The sequence below is a fragment of the Dyella sp. genome, from assembly GCF_036746095.1.
Taxonomy (GTDB): domain Bacteria; phylum Pseudomonadota; class Gammaproteobacteria; order Xanthomonadales; family Rhodanobacteraceae; genus Dyella_B.
In genome coordinates this window covers 162155-182127 of the sequence record NZ_DAIOEU010000001.1, presented here as the reverse complement: position 1 = coordinate 182127, position 19973 = coordinate 162155, and the positions used below count along the sequence as shown (strand labels likewise).

Sequence of the window (19973 nt, the reverse complement as noted above, 5' to 3'; positions counted from 1 at the left end):
CTACAACCCCGACACCTGCGGCATGCGCAACTTCACCAACCGGTTGGCCAGGTTCAATTCCCACGGCCGGTCATAACGCCGATAGCGATAACGCCAAGTTGCCATCGCGCTCAGGCTGCGCTTGGCCCACGGCGGCGAGCGCATGTCCTGCACGGTGGGATAGCGGCAACGCAGCACGGTGACGAAGTCGTGGATGCGCTGGCGCAACTTGTCGGTCAGCCATGGCGCATCGGCATGGCAGGCGTAGTCCACCCATTGGCGCTCGGTCCATTCTTCGGGCGTTTTGGGAAACACCACCGGTTCGCCGTTGAGATCGCGCAACGCCATGCCCGGCCGCTTGCCGCGATCTTTTTCGTGCCGGCTGCTTTCGGGCAGCGGCGTGTAGATATAGACGATGATTTCCGACAGGGAATTGATGCGCTTGAGCTCGCGGATGAACTCGAAGGTGTGTTCGGTTTCTTCTTCGGTGTTTTCCGGTGGCGCGACCATGAAGGAGAGTTCCGGAATCACGCCGTTGCGCCGGCACAGTTCGGCCACTTCCAGCGTCTGGTCCGGTCGCGTGCCCTTGCGGATTTCCTTCAGCATCTGGCCGCTGGGCGATTCCGCCCCGATGTAGGCCATCTTCAGGCGGCTCTTGCGCACCAGCTTCCACGAGCTTTCCGACAGTTTCAGCAACGCATCGGCGCGGGCATAACACCACCACGGCAGCTCCAGCTTCGCCATCACTTCGAGCAATGGAATCATGTCTTCTTCGCGATCGAAGAAGTTGTGGTCGAAGAACTGGATGGAATCGGCGCCCAGTTCGTATTTCAGATAACTGAGTTCGCGCTCCAGCCGCGCCGCCGTCGGCAGCATGGTGGTGCCGCCGAACATCGCCGCCACGCCGCAGAACGTGCAGCGGAACCGGCAGCCGATCGCCGCCTGATGTGCCGCCGTGCGCCGCCCCAGAAACGTGCGCGCGAGATAGCGGCGCGGATCGCCCAGTTTTTCGTAGGGCAGCACCACACCGGAATCGGGCAGCGCAAAGCGGCGGTTCGGGTTGTGCACGATGCCGTCGCCGTGTTTCCACGACAGGCCGCCGATGTTGGCCAGCTTGGGTTCCGGCTGGCGCAGCGCCTGCACCAGTTCCGGCAGGCTCTCTTCGGCCTGGCCGCGGATGGCGTAGTCGACGTACGGCGCGGCAAGCGCAGTCTCGGTGTAGAGCGTGGGGAAATAGCCGCCCCAGATGATGGGTACGTGCGGAAAGCGCTCGCGGACGGTCTTGGAAACATCAATGGCGGGCGCGATCTGCGGGCCGCCCATCACGCTGATGCCGACGGCCTCGTACCCACCCTGCTCCATTTTCTGCAAGGTGGCGCTGAGCAGATCGCGGTCGACGTTGCCGTCGATGATGTCGCTGCTGCCGTGTTTGTCGAGGGCGGCGGCGAGGTTCAGCAGCGATAGCGGAAAGCGAGCGCTGTTGCGCGAGGTGATAGTGGGGTTGATGAGAAGCGTGCGAGGTGAGTTGGACATGCAGGTGTGCGCTCGTTACGTCATAGTTCCTGGCCGTCATTCCCGCGAAAGCGGGAATGACGGCCAGGAGTAGTGAGAGTTATCGACAAGATGCTCAGCCTCTACGCAACCGAAACACCAGCGCCACCGGCACTCCCAACGCGGTGCGATCGAAATTCGCCTCCGCCGGAATGTCCGCCGGATCCAGTATCGGCTCCAGCACATCCTCGATCACCAGCCCCAACGCTTTGCACGCCGCATGCCAGTGGCTGTACAGATGCTGCGTATGGCGTACCGCATAACGCTGTCCGTCATGCTTGAAATCGCGCTGCCAGCCGAGCGCAGGGCCGATCGGATGCACGTCGCTGCACAACACGATGCCGCCCGGCCGTGTCACGCGGCGCAGTTCACGCAGCGCGCCGTGCAGTTGTTCCAGATGGCCGATGACCAGGCCGCTGATGGTGAGATCGGCCCACGCATCGAGCACCGGCAGCGCATGCATGCCGCCTTGCGCCAAACCAATGCCGGCATTGAAGCGGCATGCCGTCAGTTCGGCGTACGCACGCCGCAGCATCGCGGCGGAGAGATCCACCCCGATGCTGCGCGACGCGCCGCGGCGCACGGCATGCAACATGTAGCGCCCGCTGCCGCAGCCCACGTCGAGCACGTTCAAGCCGTGCAGATCCGCCGGCATCAGCGCGAGCATGGCCCGCTCTTCGGCCTGCATCACCGGATTGTGCGCATGTGAGGGATAGCTCGGTGCCCACATGGCATAGGCTTCGGTCGGCGAAAGAACCGGTGCACTGGTCATCATGGGCAACTCCCGCTTGCTGTCGCAAGCTCACGCTCGATGCGCCCCGTTGCGAATTCGAGTCCGGGTTCCAACGCAAGCAAGGCAGGTTGCGCCAACGGCTTGGCCAGCAGCTTCGGCTGGCCATCCAACATCACCGGCACGGCATCCACGCCGGCTGCGGCGAACCAGTCGGCGAAATCAGGATCGGCGATGCGTGGCAGACCATCGCGCACGACGGCACGGATGCGGCTGCGTTCGATACCGACCAGGTTGCGCATGGGATCGCCGCCAAGGTCTTTGACGATAACCAGATCCGCTGTTGCGCCGGGCTGCAAGTGGCCGCGCGACGGCATGCGCAGCATGCGCGCCGCCTGCGTCGTCACCAGTGCGAGCAGTTGCGCCGCATCGAGATCGTAGCCGTCGACGACGCCAGCCAGTTCTTCCAGCAGATCGCGCGCGCCGCTCAGCCGCGAATCGCTGCCCAGCGCAAGCCGGCCGGCCGCGCACAAGCGGCGTGGATCGAGCGTGCGCCCCAGCAAATTGAGGTTGCTGCGCGGACACCACACCACTGCGGCATCACGTGCGATCACGCGCTCGACATCCTGTTCGCTTAAGCCCACGCCATGGATCAGCACGCTGTTGCCGGCCAGGCAACCGAGTTGATCGAGCTGCGCCAGTTCATCGGCCGCCACGGCATCGGTGCCTTCGGCCAGATGGACCAGCCACGGGCGATCGGCGGATGTAGCGGCAAAACTCTCCTGCACCGGCGGACCATAGCCAGGCCAGCCAAGTGCGTAGCTCCAACCGTAGTCGCGTAGCAGCGCAATAGGGAAATCATCCGCATCCAGCACGGGATGCCACGGGTCGTGATGCGCCACGCACGTGGTACCCGCCAGCAGGTTCTTCAGCGCGCCGTGACGCATGCGCAGGGCTTTGGGGGTCCGCAGCGCGGCGATCACGTCAGGATGCTGGAAATGTGCCTGGAACGCTTCGATCCACGCGTAGCTGTTGGGAAACGGTGCATGCGCAGGCAGCGGCGGCACGGCGTTCACCTGCAGATGATCGTGCGCGTTGATCAGGCCGGGAAAAACCAGATGGTCGCGCAGGTCGATGCGATACGCCGACGTGGCCACGGCTGCATCGATACGCCCTGCCCTGATCGGCAGCGGCGCGCGCGTCACGCTCTGCGGCGTGGCCGTGGCCGCATGGTACAGCGTGATGTGAGTGCTGCCTGGCAGCGCTTCCATCGCCTTAGCGCCGCTGCATAACGATCAGAAAGTGATCGCCCATGTCGCGCAGCACCGGCCATGCGCCGAAGCGATCGTCCAGGCGGCCGAGCCATTCGCCCAGCTTGCGTCGGCGTTGATAGACATCCACCAGGTACGGCGGCGGCATGAACAGGCTCAGCGCGCGATAGCCGCGCAAATCGAAGTGCGGGGCGAAGGCGCGGTAGAACTCGCGCGGCAAGTAATACTGCGTCCAGATCGTGTGGCGATTCATGCCCACCGCGGTGACGCCGCGCGTGGCGCGGATGCCGGCGCGCTTGAAGCGTCCCTTGAAAAAGTAATAACCGACTTCCCACGGGCAGATCCGGCCGATCACCGAAAACACCAATTTCCCACCGGGCCGCAGCAGGCGCGCACATTGATCGGCCACCTCGACCATGTCCGGCGCGCAGTTCAAGGGACCGAAATTGGAATAGATCCCGTCGAACCCGCCTTCCAGCCGGTCGAGCTGGTGCACGCCAACGTGCACCGCCGACACCTGCGCATCCAAACCTGCCGCGGCTGCACGCGCCTGCGTGCGCTCCACCATGCGCGGCGACCAGTCGCTGGCCACCACCGGGTAACCGCGCGAGGCAAACTCCACGGCGTCGATGCCCGTGCCGCAGCCAAGATCGAGCAGGCGCGAACCGTTCGGAACTTCGCGGCGCACGGTGTCCCACAAGGTGAGCCGCATGCGCTGGATCAGGTCGTTGTTGCCGCGCGGGCCGTCGTAGTCGGCGGCGACACTGTCAAAGGCACGCTGGGTATCCAGCAGCTGCGCTTCATTCAATGTCGCGGCGTGGCTTCCTGCTTCTAGCTCGTAGGTACGACTCACTTCGGTCTCCGCCGGTTTGGCATGGGGTACGTCGTGAGTGCTGGTGCGGAGCGATTTGGTTGAATTGCCGTAAACCGCGCAGGTTGAGGTGCAAACCACGGCATCGCCATCTGCACGCCCGTCATTTTGAACGGACTACGGCGTTCGCCGGCATGACGACGGAAGGTTCCGACGATTGAAACACGGAGCGTTGACCCTCGCCCTGGCCTGCGCGCGGGGGTAATGGGCAGCCTTTCGCGATGATCGATACGCCTGCTTTCCTTCTGCCAAGTGTCTCGTTTTGGCTAGCGCTGTCATATGCCGGCGTGCCCGGCGCCAGCGCGCCGTGAAGTCTTCAAATAGGCAGCTGCCAGTCTCAACCGCCAAAGCACACACCCGCAATTTCTTGTGCAACGCAACTTGCGTTATGGCTGGATCGGTGAAAATCATTAGATAACGTTACCTAAGCGGCATTTTCCAGGGTTTCGCGTTTTCAGCATCGTGAAGATCCGGTGATGGTGTTTGCGGCAGCGTGCTAAGCAGTGATCACCTGACAACCAGGTTGGAAGGATCCAGGAGGATCTTCTTCATGGTGCATAGTTGCGTCGCAGGCATATGGCGGGCTTTTTTTGCCCTATTTATGACAGCGCTGTCATTTACGGCCTTGGCCGCCACCTACGGGCCTATGAATGTATGGGTGCTGCAGGGTGGTGTCGGTCTGACAGCTCCGTTGCCGGAACAGGCGGCGGTGATTCGCGCTGACGCCGACTGGACGATGTACGCCTGGGTGTTCCCGGCCGACATCGCTTCTTCGCAACAGTTGCTTGCCGGCATGGGCGATCCGCTCAAGGCGTCGCGCTACTTTGTGTTGGATCACGGCCGTTTCGGATTCCAGTCGGGCGCGCCCTGGTCAGGCGTGTCGCCTGCATTGTTGTCCAAGGCAAGCCTTGCGCCGCATCGCTGGCAATTCATCGCGGCCGTGTGCCGTCATGATCGCGTTGCGTTGTATCTCGATGGCAGGCAGGTGGCGGAAGCTTCGATTACGCCGTCGCTCATCGCGCCGCAAATGACGGTGGCCCCCGACGCGCAGCCGTGGGATGGCGCGGTGCATTTCGGTGGCAAAGTCGCCGATTTCACCGTGCAGGACCAGGCCATCGACAGCGCGCAGCTGGTGGCCATGGCCAAGCATGCGCCGGACCCTGCGCTGATTCGTTTTACCGATGCGTCGCAGGCATGGCCGGTGCAAACGCGCCAGTCAATCGGCATGGCTGCGCCGCAGGCGGCTTCCACTCTGCCGGCGAGCCGCGCGCCTTTTTCGCAGCCCATACAGCATGCAGCCGACCAGCAGGCGGCGCTGATGCCGGATGGCGCCGATCGTTGGCAGCTCGGGCATTGGCTGCTTGCGTCGGCTACCAGGCTCGATGATGCCAATGGCGCGCGGCTTTCGGCGCCGGAGTATCTGCCCGGTAGCGCATGGATGAGAGCGACCGTGCCAGGAACGGTGCTGACCACGCTGGTCGACCGGGGCGTGTATCCCGATCCGGCGTATGGCTTGAACAACATGGCCATTCCCGAATCCTTGAACAAGCACGACTGGTGGTATCGCACGGCGTTCGACTTGCCGGCCGATGCGCAGGGGCGGCATTGGCAGCTGACGTTCAACGGCATCAACTACGCCGCCGAAGTGTGGGTGAACGGACAACGCGTGGGCGATGTGCAAGGCGCTTTCATTCGCGGCCGGTTCGATGTGACGCAGCTGCTGCACGCCGGCGGGCGCAACGCCATCGCCGTACGCGTGTCGCCGCCGCCGCATCCAGGTATTGCGCACGAACAATCACTGGCGGCGGGGCCGGGGCCGAACGGCGGCATGCAGACGATGGATGGCCCCACCTTCTTCGCCACGGAGGGCTGGGACTGGATTCCAGCCATTCGCGATCGCAACACGGGACTGTGGCAGGACGTGGTGCTAAGCGCGGCGGGCGACGTGCGCATTGGCGATACGCAGGTGGTCACGCGGCTTGCCGGTGCAAACAAGGATCATGCGGACATCGACGTGGACGTCCCGCTGGCGAATGCCAGCACTTCGCCGGTGGCCGGGCGCGTGAAGGTGAGCTTCGGCAACGTGACGGTGACGAAGGAAGTAGTCGTGCCGCCAGGCGGAACCACGGTGATGCTGCGGCCCAGCGAGTTTCCGCAACTCGCGCTCAGCCATCCGCATCTGTGGTGGCCGAATGGTTACGGCGATCCTTACCTCTACGACATGCAGGTGCAGTTCGAGGCGAACGGAAAGCTATCCGATCACCAGCAGTTTCACTTTGGCATTCGCCAGATCAGCTACGAGTTGTCCTTGTTCGATGAGCAGGGGCATTTGCGACGTGTCTTGCTGACGCCGGATCTTATCGCGCAGCCAGGCCAGCGCCTGATGGATGTTTCCCACCGGGCGATCCGGCAGACGCCGACCGGTTGGGCGTATTCGCTGCAACCGGATGCCGAGCATTCGCCGGCGGTTAGCGCGCTCGCCGATGCGCACCTGACGCCCTATCTCGTCATTCGCGTCAATGGAGTGCGCATTGCCATCAAGGGCGGCAGCTGGGGCATGGACGACCTGCTCAAGCGCATCTCGCGCGAACGCCTGGAGCCCTACTTCCGCTTGCAGCGCGAGGCGCATCTCAACGCGGTACGCAACTGGACAGGGCAGAACACTGAGCCGGTGTTCTACGATCTGGCCGACAAATACGGCCTGCTCGTGCTCAACGATTTCTGGCAGTCCACGGAGAACTACAATTTCGAACCGCAGGACGACGAGCTTTTCCTGCGCAATGCCGCCGATACCATCCGGCGCTATCGCAACCATCCAAGCATCGCATTGTGGTTCGGCCGTAACGAGGGCGTGCCGCAGCCGTCGTTGAACGAGCGGCTGGATGCCCTGATTGCACAGCTGGATGGCACGCGCATCTATATGCCCAGTTCCAACGGCATCAACCTGTGGGGCAGCGGGCCGTACAAATATCAGCCGGATGAAGCGTACTTCACCACCCTGTCCAAGGGTTTTGCGGTGGAGGTGGGCACGCCTTCCTTCCCTACGCTGGAAGCCTTCAAGGCGATGATGCCCACCGCAGATCAGTGGCCGATCAGCGACGACTGGGCCTATCACGACTGGCATCAATCGGATAACGGCGACGTGCATGGCTTCATGGCGGCGATGCATACGGAGTTTGGCGACGCGGCCAATCTTGCCGACTTCGAGCGCAAGGCGCAGATGCTGAACTACGGCAGTTACCGCGCGATTTTCGAGGGTCTCAATGCGCACTTGTGGACGCAGAACAGCGGCCGCCTGCTATGGATGAGCCATCCCGCGTGGCCTAGCACCACCTGGCAAATTTACAGCCACGACTACGACACGCACGCCGCGTATTACGGCGTGAAAGAGGCTTCCGAGCCGGTCCATGTACAGATGAATCTGCCGGATCACGACGTGGTGGTGGTCAATGACACCACCACCGCCTTGCCCGGCGTTGCCGTGGACATGCGCCTTTACGCCGTGGACGGCCATGCACTGGGTGAAAGCCGTGCTTACGTGGATGCCGCGGCGGTTTCCGTTACGCCGGCAAACTTGTCCACCAACCTCGCGCAACTGTTGCAGGCACATGGCGTCGTGCTGGTCCAACTGCAAATGCATGGCGCGGATGGCACACTGCTGTCGCGCAATTTCTATTGGCTATCGCGCGAACTGAAAGATCTGCAGCAACTGGACAGCATGCCCAAGGCCGCCTTGGATGTGCATGCGCAGCGCGGGGCGGATGGCCGAGTTCGAGTGAGCTTGCACAACGGTGCGGCAGCCGCGGCGCTGAGCACCAAGCTGACCCTGGTGGATGCGCAGGGCCATCGGGTGCTGCCGGCCTACTACAGCGACAACTACGTGAACCTGGCGCCGCGCGAATCGCGCGACATCGATATCGAAGGCATCACGGCGGCAGCGCTTAAGGACGCCGCCAAGGTGGAAGTGCGTGGCTGGAACGTGCCGGATCAGTCGGTTCCGCTGCGCGCAGGCAGTCATTGAAAAAGCTTTTCGCGAACCCGTGCAGCTTGGGGAAACGGGCTTGCAACAGTTGCGGAAGCAATGGGCGGCATCAGCGCAAGGACGCAAGGGGCGTTGTCGCCAGGCCAGATCGTTACCACAACGCAGAACCGCGGCGGATGCCGCGCTTTGGAGGGGAAGTCCCATGATGCGTTTCAAGCATGTTCGTTGCAGCACAAAGCCGTTGATTGCCGCCGTTGCCGCCTGTCTATCGCTGGGTTGTTCTGCGGGCCTGTGGGCCATGCCGGCCGATCAGCAGCGTACCGACAATACCGCCCAGCAAACCACACCGCCGAAAACAGCCGCCAGCAAGAAGAACGACGGCAGCTCTGCCAACGCAGACAAGGCCAAGCAACTGGCCACTGTCACCGTGAACGGCGGTATCCGCGCATCAGAAGAACTTTCCGTGGAACTCAAACGCGACGCCGCTTCGATCCAGGACAGCATTTCCGCGGTGGACATCGGCAAGCTGCCGGACGTGACGATTGCCGATTCCCTGCAACGCATTACCGGCGTGCAGATCGATCGCTCGGGCGGCGAAGGCAGCACGGTGAACGTGCGCGGCCTGCCGCAAGTGGGCACGACCTTGAACGGCGAAACGTTCCTGACCGCCGGCCAGATCGTTTCCGCGCAGCCAAATTTCACCGATATTCCTTCGCAGTTGTTCGCCGGTGCCGATGTGATCAAGACGCCCACGGCCAGCCTGTTGAACAATGGCATCACCGGTTCGATCAACTTGCGTACGCGGCGCCCCTGGGATTTGAAGAACGGCTGGACGTTTGCCGGATCGGCCGACGGCGAATACGGCGGGACATCGAAAAAAGCCGGCCCGGAAGTCAACGGGCTGGCCAGTTTCAATGCGGGCGGCAAATGGGGCGTGCTCGTTTCGGCGGCTTATTCCGATACCACGTTGAACGATTCCATCACGGGCATGGATTCCTACGGCGGCAAGTTCTTCGGTGAGAACGCCAAGAGCGCGACGGCCAGCGATGGTTTCCTGGGTGCATTCGGCTCGGCGCCCATTCCTTCGCAAATCCACCAGCTCGGCGGTGGCAACGTGGACGTCAATGGCAACCGCAATGCCAACGACGCCTTCTACGGCAGCGAGGATTTCGCCATCTCCGATCGCCAGATCGAACGCCAGCGTCTTGGCCTGAACGCGTCGGGGCAAGCGGATCTGGGCGGCGGCTTCACCCTGACCGGCGATGTGTTCTACACGCATCAAAACCAATATGTGCGCGCCAACGGCTACCAGCTCAATTCGTCGTCCTGGCTGGGCGCCACCTTTGTCCCGCTGGTGGCGACTGATACCGGCAAGCGTATCGCCGGCCCCTATAACGACAACCAGGGCTGGAATCAGGAGATCTACACCACGCAGGTTTACCAGAAGTGGCTGGGCGACATGGAAACCTATGCGGAAGACGACGTCACCCGCACCGTGTCGCGCAACTTCAACCTGCAACTGGACTACGACAACGGCGGCAACTTCACCGGCAGCGTACGCGGCATCTCGGCCAGCGCGCATGAACTGTTGATGCAAAGCTATGTGCAGTTCAGCGATGCGGATGGCTCGCAATGGCCGAACTCCCCGATCACCGCCGCGCCACCGGGTACGTACATCTACCCTGGCGGCAATCGCGTGTTCAATCCGGCGGGTTTCGCGCCCAATACCGTGCCGGTGATCGTGGACATGCGTGGCGACAACATGGCCGTGGCGCTGCCATCCCAACTGAACAGTTTTCTATCCAATCTCAACAACTATGCGCTGAAGACCATCTCCAGCGAAGGCAATCACGAACGCTCCAGCGGCATGACGATCTTCCGTGCCGACGGCCACTACAACTTCGACGATTCCGGCTTCAAGCTGGACTTCGGCGTGCGCAACAGCATCCGCACCGCCTCGAACGTCAATTTCAACATGGTGGCGCCGGTGTATGCGGGCGATGGCGCCAGCGATCCATCGGGATGCCTGGTGCGCTGGAAGGCGGCAGACGTGGTGCTCAACGGCGGCGGCGTGCCGGGCGCCTGCACGGCCGGCAATGCACAGGGCTATTACCGTGCCGGTGTGCTTTCCGCGCAGAACCCCAGCCAGCTTCCATCGCTCATCAGCGGCAATATGCATCGGTACAGCAATCTGGCCGGTGTCGGTGGCGTGTCGATCTATAACCTCGACCCTGCCACGATGGACAACGTGCTGGCGTTTCAGAACGCGCTTTACCCCGGCGAGATGCGCAACGTCGATCCGGGCGGCAGCTGGGACCTCATGCTGAAAGAGCGCACGGCCTATCTGCAGGGTGATTTCAGTTTCGATGGTGCGGTGCCAATCAGCGGCAACGTGGGCGTGCGCATGGTGCATACCGATCTGGACGTCACGCAGCACGTTGTCGGCAACAGCGAGCCCTATGGATTGCTGGCGCGCGACAATGGCACGGTCCGAACCAATCGCTCCTACAACGATTACCTGCCGGCATTGAACGTCGCCTTCGATTTCACGCCTTCGCTCAAGCTGCGCTTTGCGTATTCGAAGAACATGATGCCGCTCAACCTCGACCAATGGGGTGGAGGCCTCACGCTCAACTACGCCATCGACACCTCCACGCCGGGCTCCACGCTGTTCCGGGTGCTGGGCGGTTCCACTACCGGCAACCCCAATCTCGATCCATGGCGCTCGTCCAACTACGATCTTTCCCTTGAGTACTACATGGGGCGGTCGACCCTGTTCAGCGTGGCCGCCTTCTACATCAAGGTGCAGAGCTTTATCGAGAACGGCAGCGTGCAGACCTGCAGCCTGCCGGATGAAGATGGCGTGGTGCGCGGCCGTTGCGTGGCGATCACCGGCCCGCTGCAAGGCCGCGGCAATTCGCTGCGTGGCGTGGAGTTGGCGGGCAAGCAGGATTTCCGTTTCCTGCCGGGCTTCTGGGGCAATTTCGGCGTGGATGCCAACTTCACCTATTCGCCGAGCAACACCGGCAGGGACCTGGCCGGCAACGAGATTCCGTTCCAGGACAACTCCAAGGAACAGGCCAACGCAGCGCTGTGGTACCAGGACAAACGCTTCGAGGCGCGCGTCGCCGGCAACTATCGCTCCAAGCGTGCCGTGTCACAGAACTTCGGCGGTGTGGCTGGGTTGGAGGTATACCAGGCGCCCACGTTTTACCTGGATGCGTCGCTCAGTTACAAGCTCACGCCCAACGTGCAGTTGTTCGTGCAGGCGTCGAACCTGACCAATGAGCATGAACGCTATTACCTGGTGTGGCCGAGCCAGGTGGCGGATACGACGATGTTCGACCGGCGGTATATGGTGGGGGTGCGGGCGAATTTTTGAGTGGATAACAACCCAACGCGACAGACCAGTTTCCTCTCCCTCCGGGGAGAGGGCTAGGGTGAGGGGCTGGGCTTGCGAGAAAACTTGGTCAGCGTGCAAGTTTTGCTCTTTTGAATCTCGCATGGAACTAACTATCCCGCGAGATTCTCCCCTCACCCCAGCCCTCGCCCCCGTTATTGATCAAAGATGGGAGAGAGGGCGCTACTCCTCAACACGCTCGCAGCGATGTGTTGGGTTACGCTGCGCCAACCCAACCTACGCAGCCGCCAAACCCACGAGGCCCATGCCGCCACGCAACCGCCGCCAATCCGTCACCATTCTCGACGTTGCGCGACATGCCGGCGTTTCACCCATGACCGCCTCGCGGGTGATGAACAACAACCCGCAGGTGGGGCAGGCCATGCGCGAGCGCGTGCTGGCCTCGGCCAAGACGCTGGAGTATCGGCCCAACCTCGCCGGGCGTTCGCTGCGTATGTCCAGCATCGCACGCGTCGGCGTGCTTTACAGCAACCCCAGTGCTGCGTACCTCAACCAATTCATGCTTGGCGTGCTGGAAGAAAGCAGCTTGAGCGGTGCGCAGATCATGCTTCAGAAGTGCGCTGGCATGCGCAGCCAGCGGCAGGCGATGGAGCGTTTGCTGGATGCGAGCGTGGATGGCGTCATCCTGCCGCCGCCGCTGTGCGATTCGCGCCAGACCATCCAGCAACTGGACACCGCCAATGTACCGGTGGTGGCGGTGGCGACGGGTTCGCCGATGGAAGGCGTCACCTCGGTGCGCATCGACGATTACCAGGGTGCATGCGCGATGACGCAATACCTGCTCAAGCTGGGCCATCGCCGCATTGGTTTCATCAAGGGCGATCCCGCGCACACACCGGCACAGCTGCGTGCGCAAGCCTTTTTCGACACCATGGCGGCGGCCGGCCTGGCGGTGCCCGAAGCCCACCTTGCGCAGGGCTTGTTTACCTATAAATCGGGCCTGACGGCGGCGCGCAAACTGCTGCAGGAGACGGATCGCCCCAGCGCGATCTTTTCCAGCAACGACGATATGGCAGCCGCCACCATTGCCGTGGCCCATGGCATGGGCTTGAACGTGCCACGCGATCTCACCGTGGTGGGCTTCGACGATACGCCGGTGGCCGTCACCATCTGGCCTGCGCTGACCACCATTCACCAACCCGTCGCCGCCATGGGACGAACGGCAGTACGCCTGATCCTGGATCAGATCCGCCGCCGTGACGAAGCCCGCGCGCGAACAGTGGCGCATCAGGTAATGAAGTTCACCCTGGTGAAGCGGGATTCGTCCTGCGCACCGTCCTGATCCATACCGATGGAGAGAATGCATGATGTTCCGTTCGTGGCCGACGCTGATGCTTGCCATGCTGCTGATCCTGCCGGCGCATGCGGATGGGTCCGCAGCGGGACAGAAATGGGTGGCTACCTGGGCGCAGGCAATGACTGCCCACAGCGGCAGCGCAAGCAAGGACTTCACCTTGCGTCAGGCCGTCTTCACCAGTACCGGGGGTGGGAAGGTTCGCATCCGTCTGTCGAATTACTTTGGCAGCACGCCACTGCGGATCGCCTCCGCGCATATAGCGTTGAGCGCGGCCGATACGCAGGACCATACGCGTATCACCAAGACCAGTGATCGCACGCTGCGTTTTCATGGCCGAGCGAGCGTGACGATTCCGCCTGGCCAGCTGGCCACCAGCGATGCAGTCACGCTCGACGTGCCGGCACTGTCCACCGTCGTGGTCAGCCTCTATTTTGAGGGCAGCGCGGCGTTGAGCGACATGCATCCGATGGAACATGCAGCAACCACGGTCGCGGTGGACGGCAACGCCGTGGCCGAGGAAACACTCGCGCACCGAAAGCCTCTGAAGCTTGCCGGCGACGATACTTCGCCGCACATCTACGTGCTCAACGGCGTGGATGTGCTGGCAGGCAGCGCAACGCGCGGCGTGGTTGCCTTTGGCGATTCGATCACCGATGGCGCATTCGCCAGTACGCCGGCCAAGACCTGGCCGGGCGTGATCGCAACGTTGGCCAATGCAACGGACGCGCGTTCACCCATGGCCGTGGTCAACATGGGCATCAGCGCCGATGAACTCACCACTGACCAGATCGGCCAGCCGGAAGCCGGCATGTCCGGATTGAAGCGTTTCGAGCGCGACGTGATCGACCAGCCCGGCGTGACCGACGTACTGGTGCTGCTCGGCACCAACGACATAAACCGCGGTATCGACCGCACCGGGCAGCCACATGGCGCACTTGCCGGCGACATCATCGCTGGCCTGCGCATGCTGGTGGACGTGGCGCACCAGCACGGCTTGCGCATCTACCTCGCTACCGTGCCGCCGTTTGCCGGATTTACTTTGCCGGGATGGTTCACGCCGGAAAAGGAAGCCGTGCGCCAGCGGGTCAACGATTGGATCGAACACGAAGCGAAAGCCGATGGCGTGCTTCCCTTTGCCGCGGCACTGGCCGGAAAGTATCAGCCATCACCCATCGCGGCGTCACAACATCCCTTACCACCAGGCATGGCAAGTGTTTGTGCTGGCGATGCCGGCTTGCATCCCAACGACCGCGGCTATGCCGTGATGGGCACGCTGGCTTTCGGTGTGTTGTCGGCCCAAGCGCGGCGCCTGGACCTGCCGTGTGATTAAGCCACGAACGCCAGCTCGGCGTGACAACTGGCCTTTTATTCCGGCGAAGGCCGAGGCGCTTCGTATTCGTCGCCATGGTTGGGTTACCCTGCGCCAACCCAACCCGCAGGCTGCAAAGTCCTACGCCGCAACGCATTCCTGCCCACCGCCGCGACCATGCCCAGGAACAAGCCGCCCACCACTCCCATGCCCCAGATCAGTACCGGGTTGGGAAACGCCGTGTGGTCCGGCACGTACACCGGCCACATCAGTGCCGTGTCATAGGTATACGCATCGCCAAGGCGGTTGAGCAGGTCGTCGCGTGTCTGCTGCAGGTCGCTGAGTTCGTCGTTCTTGTTCATCAGCAACATGCCGGCGAAGTTGTCCTTGTTCTGCGCGACAGTCTGTTGCAGATGCTCTCGATCGGCCATCACGCTCTGCAGGTCGCGCTGCGCTTCATCCAGGCGCTGATGGGCAAGGCGCAATTGCGGCGCTGCCATTTCCTGGTGGATGGCCTGCAGCGCAGCCACCGTCGCCTCGGCCAGCTGGCGCGCCTGTTGCGGCGAATGCGCGCGCACGCTCAGCTTCACCAGCGGGCCGGCATACGGCAGCGGCTCCACTTTCAGGCTCTTGCGATAAAGCTTCGCCTCCGGCGCATTCAGGGTAAGGCCAATGCCTTGCAGTACCTGGTTCTGGAACGGGATCAGTTGCAGGCGTTCGAGCACGCGTTGCAGCGGCTCGATTTTCGGATCCTGCCCGCTCGGCGCCGTGCCAACCTGGCCGATGCGAATCCACGCATCCGCCTGCCATTGCGGCTTGGCGCTGCGCATGTACGCGAACGTGGCCAGCAGGACCGCCACGAACACGGCCAGGAACCACATCCATTCGCGGCGTAGCAGCCGCCACATGTCGATCAGGTAGATGTCTTCTTTTTGCATGGGTATCTGGCTCAGGAGTGGAGGTGCAAGACATGCGCCCTGCTCGGCAGCCATGCTGTCAACAGCTGCAACACCAGGCACACGACGATGAAACCCGCGCTGCTCCAGGTGTAGGCCTGCGGGGCGAACGGAGACATGACGCAGCAGTAGGAAACGCGCAGGAAGATCAGCAGCGGAAACAGCGATGCGGCCGGCTGCACGCGGCGCACGCTCCACGCCAGCAAGGCGTACATGCCCACCATCGACAACACCGCGCCGGCCGGTCCCCATGCCATCAGGAACGGCAGGAACTCGGTGCCGACGTTGATGTTCGGCGCATCCAGCGGGATATCCGTGCCGGCGGTGGCAATGGAACCTGCGCCGGGCACCAGCTGATTGATCAGGAAGGTCGCGTTGACGTAATGCTTGGCGAAAATCGCGCCGAAGTTGTAGGGGCCAGCGCTGATATACAGCAGCAGCCACTTGATGCCCGACGGCATCGCGCGATACGCATCGCTGAACGGCAAGGCCACCGTGTCCAGCGTGCCGGAGCGCAAGATGCCCAGCACCGAGAACACGCTGGCGCCCAGCACGCCGATAAGCGTCACCGCTTTCCACGGCAACGGCCTGCTCGCGTCACGGCGCAGCACCACCATGAAGGCCAGCGAGAACAGCGATGCAAACAGGCGATTGCGATCGATCACCAGCACCGGAAACGCCACGCCGGCAAACACCAGCAGATTGCGCAGCCATTTGCGGCGCGTGCACAGCATGCCGATCGGCGGCAGGGTCCAGCACATGTCGGAGATATGCCGAATGTGCTCATGCCCGCCCTCCATCGTGGCATAGGAAGAAGGATCGACCAGCAGCGGAATCGGAAACAGCGCCAGGTCCAGCAAGCAGAAGGCGATGATGCCCGCGGCATACGCCAAGGCCACGAAGGATTCACGCGTACCTGCATAGTGGCGCGTGCGAAAAGCATGCATCGTCGGCAAGCGAGGGCCGGCGAATACATCGAACAGCACGATACCCATCGCCGTGGCCAGCAACAGCAGCATGCCCTCCAGGTAATCGCCCGGCAGGTCGTAGCTGAGCAGTGTGCACGCGCATGCCAGCAGGATCGGCACGGCCAGGTAAGTCGACGGCAGTTGCAGCAGCTTGCTCATGTTTTTTCCACCAGCCTGCCCGCCGGCGGCAGGCGCACTTTGGAGGCGAGCAGCAGCGAGAGATACGCCAGCAAATGGCAACCCAGCAGAATGGAACGCTTCTGCAGAAAAGCGACCTTGGCGCTGATGTAGTGCGATTGCGCCTTGAGCAGGCTGCGGTAAGGCTCGTCGAACATCTCCGCCCGGCGCCGCGCGACCTGCCATGACTCGGTAAGATTCACGATGCGCGTCGCGGTATGCCGCGTCTTGCTGACATTGTTGCCGTGCAGGCGATAGGCGCACACGGGCATGTCGATAAAGCCCAGCGCATCGCGCGCCGCCAGGCGCAGGAAGAAATCCCAATCGTCGATGCGCAGCCCTTCCGTCCACCGGTCCACTGTTTCCAGCGCGCTTTTCCGCAGCAAGGCGACCGGGCCGCCGATGGCCCATTGGCTGATCACCGCGCGGCGAATGCCCTCGTCCGTGCGGTACAGGCTTTTGTCCGCGCCATGCAGATCGCGCATGCCGCTGTCATGCAGCTTGTTGCCGTATTGGTCGACCACGATGGAATCGCCGATCACCGCGTGCTTGCGCGGGTGCGCCTGCAGGTAGTTCACCTGCGCGGCCAAGCCGCCCGGCAGCAGATAATCGTCGCTGGCGCCCAGGCGCAGGAACTCGCCATGCGCACGCGCCGCCAACTCGTTCAAGGTCGCCGCGATACCGCGGTTTCCATCGTGCCGCACGTATTCCACACGCAGATGACGGCGGTACCGCGCCGCCCATTGGGCGATGCGTTCGCCGGTGCGGTCGATGGAGCCATCGTCGATGATGACGATTTCCTTGGCCGGATAGGCATCTTCCAGCACGCTATCCAGGCAGCGTTCCACGAAGCGCTCGTGGTTGTAGGCCGGGATCAGCACGGATACCAGCGGCGCGGCTGCCTTCGTCATAGCGCCCCCAGGTAACGTCGCGCAACGACTACGTTGAACACGAGATAGAGCAGGTAATTGACCGCGAAGGCATACATCGCGCCGACCAGGCCGAACGATGCGGTGAACACGTAGACCAGGGCCAGGTAGCTCAGCGCGAACACGCATTCGGAAATCACGAACAGCCGCGTCATGGCCTTGGCCAGCATCAGGTAGGACAGCATGAACGAGGCGATCTTGATCACGTCGCCGAGCAATTGCGGCCCGTACAAACCATTGGCTGCCGAAAAATCCGCACTGAACAAAATGCGCGTCACCCAGCCGCGCAGCGCATACACCAACGCCGCCAGCAGGATCACCGCCGGCAGCAGCAGCCGATAGGCGTTCCGCAGCTCCGCCACCAGCGAGGCACGCTCATGCGTGGAGGCGAGCTTGGGCAGGTAATAGATGTTGATGGCGGTGGTAAGGAACAGCAGGTAGGCGTCCGACACCTTGCTCACCGCCTGCCAATAACCGACCTGCTCCCAGCCGAAGTGCAACGCCAGGTGATTGCGTACCGCAATATTGATCAGCGGCGGCAGCAAGGCCGAGGTGAGCGTCATCACTGAGAACGCCGCGAGCTTGGCGCTCATCTCGCGATCGAAATGCATGCGCAGCATGCTGCGCTGGAAGTACGGGCTGCACCGCCACACCGGCACGCCAACCACCAGCAACAGCAACTGCCCCACCACCAGCGCCAGCAACACGCCGTACAAATGCAGCCAATGCGACAACCCTACCGCCATCGCCACGCTGAGCGCCGCCCCCAGCACCTGGATAAACGCCAGCCGGCGCACGTCCATGAAACCATTGATCACCGCCAGGATGTAATTGGCCAGCGCAATGCCCAACTGCGCGATCGCCAACAGGCGTATCAGGTTTTCGTAATGCACATCGCCCAGCAACCACAACGACAACTGCTTGCTCAGCAACAGCGCGGCGCAACCCATCAGGCAGGAGGCGGCCAGCGCGTACCACAAGGCCGCCGCCAGCAGGCGTGCAAGCTTTTGCGCATCGTGGCGGTATTCCGCCACGTATTTCACGATACCCGCGCTGATACCGCCGCCGGCAAGCACTGCCAGCAGCGACATCAGGCTCATGAACTGCCCGAGCTTGCCCACGCCCTCCGGACCGGCCAGCCACGCCACCAGCTTGATCACCACCAGGCCGGTCAGCAAGCGCGCCGCGGTGGCGATGCTGGAATAGAAGCCGGCACGCACGATATTCATGCGCGGTACTCGAAGGATTGGCAGGCGGCGATGACGCGATCGGCGTCTTCGTCACGCAGCGTCGGCCCGATCGGCAGGCTCAGCACTTCCTGATGCAACCGATCCGTCAGCGGCAGCGGCAAGTCGCGCAACGCCGGGTAAGCCGATTGCCGATGCGGCGGTATCGGGTAATGCACCTGGCTATGGATGCCATGCGCCTGCAAGTGCCGCTGCAAGGCATCGCGCTGCGCGCAGCGCACCACGAACAGATGCCATACATGCTGCTCTTCGCTCTGCACGATCGGCAGCTGGATCTGCGGATGATGGATGCCTTCGCGATAGCGCAGCGCGATATGGCGGCGATGCGCGATGTCATCGTCCAGGTACTTCAGCTTGACGCGCAGCAAGGCCGCCTGCAATTCATCCAGCCGCGAATTGATGCCTTGGTAGAGATGGCGGTACTTCACATCCGAACCGTAGTTGCGCAGCGCCGCCACGCGATCCGCCAGCACGGTGTCGTTGGTGACGACGGCACCGCCATCGCCCAGCGCGCCGAGATTCTTGGCCGGGAAAAAACTGAAACCCGCGGCGTGCCCGAACGCCCCTGCCCTGCGGCCATCGCTTGTTGCGCCATGCGCTTGCGCGGCGTCTTCGATCAACAGCAGGTGATGGCGCTGGGCAAGATCGGCCAGCGCGGGCATATCGGCCAATTGTCCGTACAGATGCACCGCCATGATCGCGCGCGTGCGCGAGCCGATCGCTGCCGCCACGCGCATGGGATCGATATTGAAGCTGGCCGGATCCGGCTCCACCGGCACCGGCACGAGACGGTTTTCGGTGATGGCAAGAAAACTGGCGATAAAGGTGTTGGCAGGGACGATCACTTCGTCGCCATCGTGCAAGGCGCCGAGTTCCTTGTAGGCACGCAGGATCAGCGACAGCGCATCCAGCCCGTTGCCTACGCCGATCGCATGGCGCACGCCGCAGTAGCGTGCGAACTCCTGCTCGAAGGCGGTCAGTTCCTGGCCGAGGATATACCAGCCCGAATCGATCACGCGCGCGGCGGCAGCTTTCAGCTCGTCGGCGTGGCGGGCATTGATGGCTTGGAGGTTGAGGAAGGGGATGTCCATCAGGGCGTCCCACGGAATGCAAAACGCACTCCTTCCCCGGCAAACACCCTACGGCCGTCATTCCCGCGAAAGCGGGAATCCATCTTGCTCTGCCGCATCCTTGAAAATGGATTCCCGCTTTCGCGGGAATGACGGCCCCATGGGCGGCATGCATGATGGCGTGTGCCGCCGCCATTCAAGGGAATGAGAGCAAG

Annotated in this window: 13 protein-coding genes; 4 read left to right on the top strand and 9 right to left on the bottom strand. The window is 62.8% G+C overall.

The annotated features are described in order from the left end of the window. The 4 genes from V7M64_RS00710 to V7M64_RS00695 all read right to left on the bottom strand — a co-directional run bounded on the left by V7M64_RS00710 (nucleotide 1) and on the right by V7M64_RS00695 (nucleotide 4339). Nucleotides 1-1512: a radical SAM protein gene (locus tag V7M64_RS00710; protein WP_333676296.1), complete on the bottom strand. Its 1512-nt coding sequence runs from the start codon at nucleotides 1510-1512 to the stop codon at nucleotides 1-3. Between the two features lie 94 nt (nucleotides 1513-1606). After that, nucleotides 1607-2302, bottom strand: coding sequence for a class I SAM-dependent methyltransferase (locus tag V7M64_RS00705; protein ID WP_333676430.1), 696 nt, complete (start codon nucleotides 2300-2302; stop codon nucleotides 1607-1609). Continuing rightward, nucleotides 2302-3531: an amidohydrolase family protein gene (locus tag V7M64_RS00700; protein WP_333676295.1), complete on the bottom strand. Its 1230-nt coding sequence runs from the start codon at nucleotides 3529-3531 to the stop codon at nucleotides 2302-2304. Before V7M64_RS00700 ends, V7M64_RS00705 begins: the two co-directional genes overlap by 1 nt. 4 nt (nucleotides 3532-3535) lie before the next feature. Further along, the gene (locus tag V7M64_RS00695; protein WP_333676428.1) at nucleotides 3536-4339 is read right to left on the bottom strand and encodes a class I SAM-dependent methyltransferase; all 804 of its coding nucleotides are present in this window, start codon (nucleotides 4337-4339) and stop codon (nucleotides 3536-3538) included. A gap of 664 nt (nucleotides 4340-5003) precedes the next feature. Here V7M64_RS00695 and V7M64_RS00690 point away from each other — a divergent pair. The 4 genes from V7M64_RS00690 to V7M64_RS00675 all read left to right on the top strand — a co-directional run bounded on the left by V7M64_RS00690 (nucleotide 5004) and on the right by V7M64_RS00675 (nucleotide 14432). Next, nucleotides 5004-8423, top strand: a complete 3420-nt coding sequence (locus V7M64_RS00690) for a LamG-like jellyroll fold domain-containing protein (protein ID WP_333676294.1) — start codon at nucleotides 5004-5006, stop codon at nucleotides 8421-8423. A gap of 163 nt (nucleotides 8424-8586) precedes the next feature. Further along, on the top strand, nucleotides 8587-11766 hold the full coding sequence (locus tag V7M64_RS00685; protein ID WP_333676293.1) for a TonB-dependent receptor: 3180 nt from the start codon (nucleotides 8587-8589) through the stop codon (nucleotides 11764-11766). A 283-nt stretch (nucleotides 11767-12049) separates the two neighbouring features. Beyond that, nucleotides 12050-13087 carry a LacI family DNA-binding transcriptional regulator gene (locus tag V7M64_RS00680; protein WP_333676292.1) on the top strand — a complete coding sequence of 346 codons (1038 nt, stop codon included), beginning with the start codon at nucleotides 12050-12052 and terminating at the stop codon, nucleotides 13085-13087. A gap of 22 nt (nucleotides 13088-13109) precedes the next feature. Next, nucleotides 13110-14432 carry a GDSL-type esterase/lipase family protein gene (locus V7M64_RS00675; protein ID WP_333676291.1) on the top strand — a complete coding sequence of 441 codons (1323 nt, stop codon included), beginning with the start codon at nucleotides 13110-13112 and terminating at the stop codon, nucleotides 14430-14432. An 83-nt stretch (nucleotides 14433-14515) separates the two neighbouring features. Here the strand turns inward: V7M64_RS00675 and V7M64_RS00670 are convergent, their stop codons facing one another. From V7M64_RS00670 to V7M64_RS00650, 5 genes are read right to left on the bottom strand one after another with little or no spacing between them, the layout of a single operon-like run. Continuing rightward, nucleotides 14516-15349, bottom strand: a complete 834-nt coding sequence (locus V7M64_RS00670) for a Wzz/FepE/Etk N-terminal domain-containing protein (protein ID WP_333676290.1) — start codon at nucleotides 15347-15349, stop codon at nucleotides 14516-14518. Nucleotides 15350-15360: 11 nt separating this feature from the next. Continuing rightward, a complete protein-coding gene (locus tag V7M64_RS00665; RefSeq protein WP_333676289.1) occupies nucleotides 15361-16494 on the bottom strand; it encodes a hypothetical protein in 1134 nt (377 codons plus the stop codon). After that, complete coding sequence (locus V7M64_RS00660) at nucleotides 16491-17423, bottom strand: glycosyltransferase (protein WP_333676288.1); 933 nt, start codon at nucleotides 17421-17423, stop codon at nucleotides 16491-16493. The genes V7M64_RS00665 and V7M64_RS00660 overlap by 4 nt, the downstream gene beginning before the upstream one ends. Then, nucleotides 17420-18670, bottom strand: coding sequence for an O-antigen translocase (locus tag V7M64_RS00655; RefSeq protein ID WP_333676287.1), 1251 nt, complete (start codon nucleotides 18668-18670; stop codon nucleotides 17420-17422). The genes V7M64_RS00660 and V7M64_RS00655 overlap by 4 nt, the downstream gene beginning before the upstream one ends. After that, on the bottom strand, nucleotides 18667-19779 hold the full coding sequence (locus V7M64_RS00650) for a DegT/DnrJ/EryC1/StrS family aminotransferase (RefSeq protein WP_333676286.1): 1113 nt from the start codon (nucleotides 19777-19779) through the stop codon (nucleotides 18667-18669). Before V7M64_RS00650 ends, V7M64_RS00655 begins: the two co-directional genes overlap by 4 nt. Nucleotides 19780-19973: the final 194 nt, after the last annotated feature.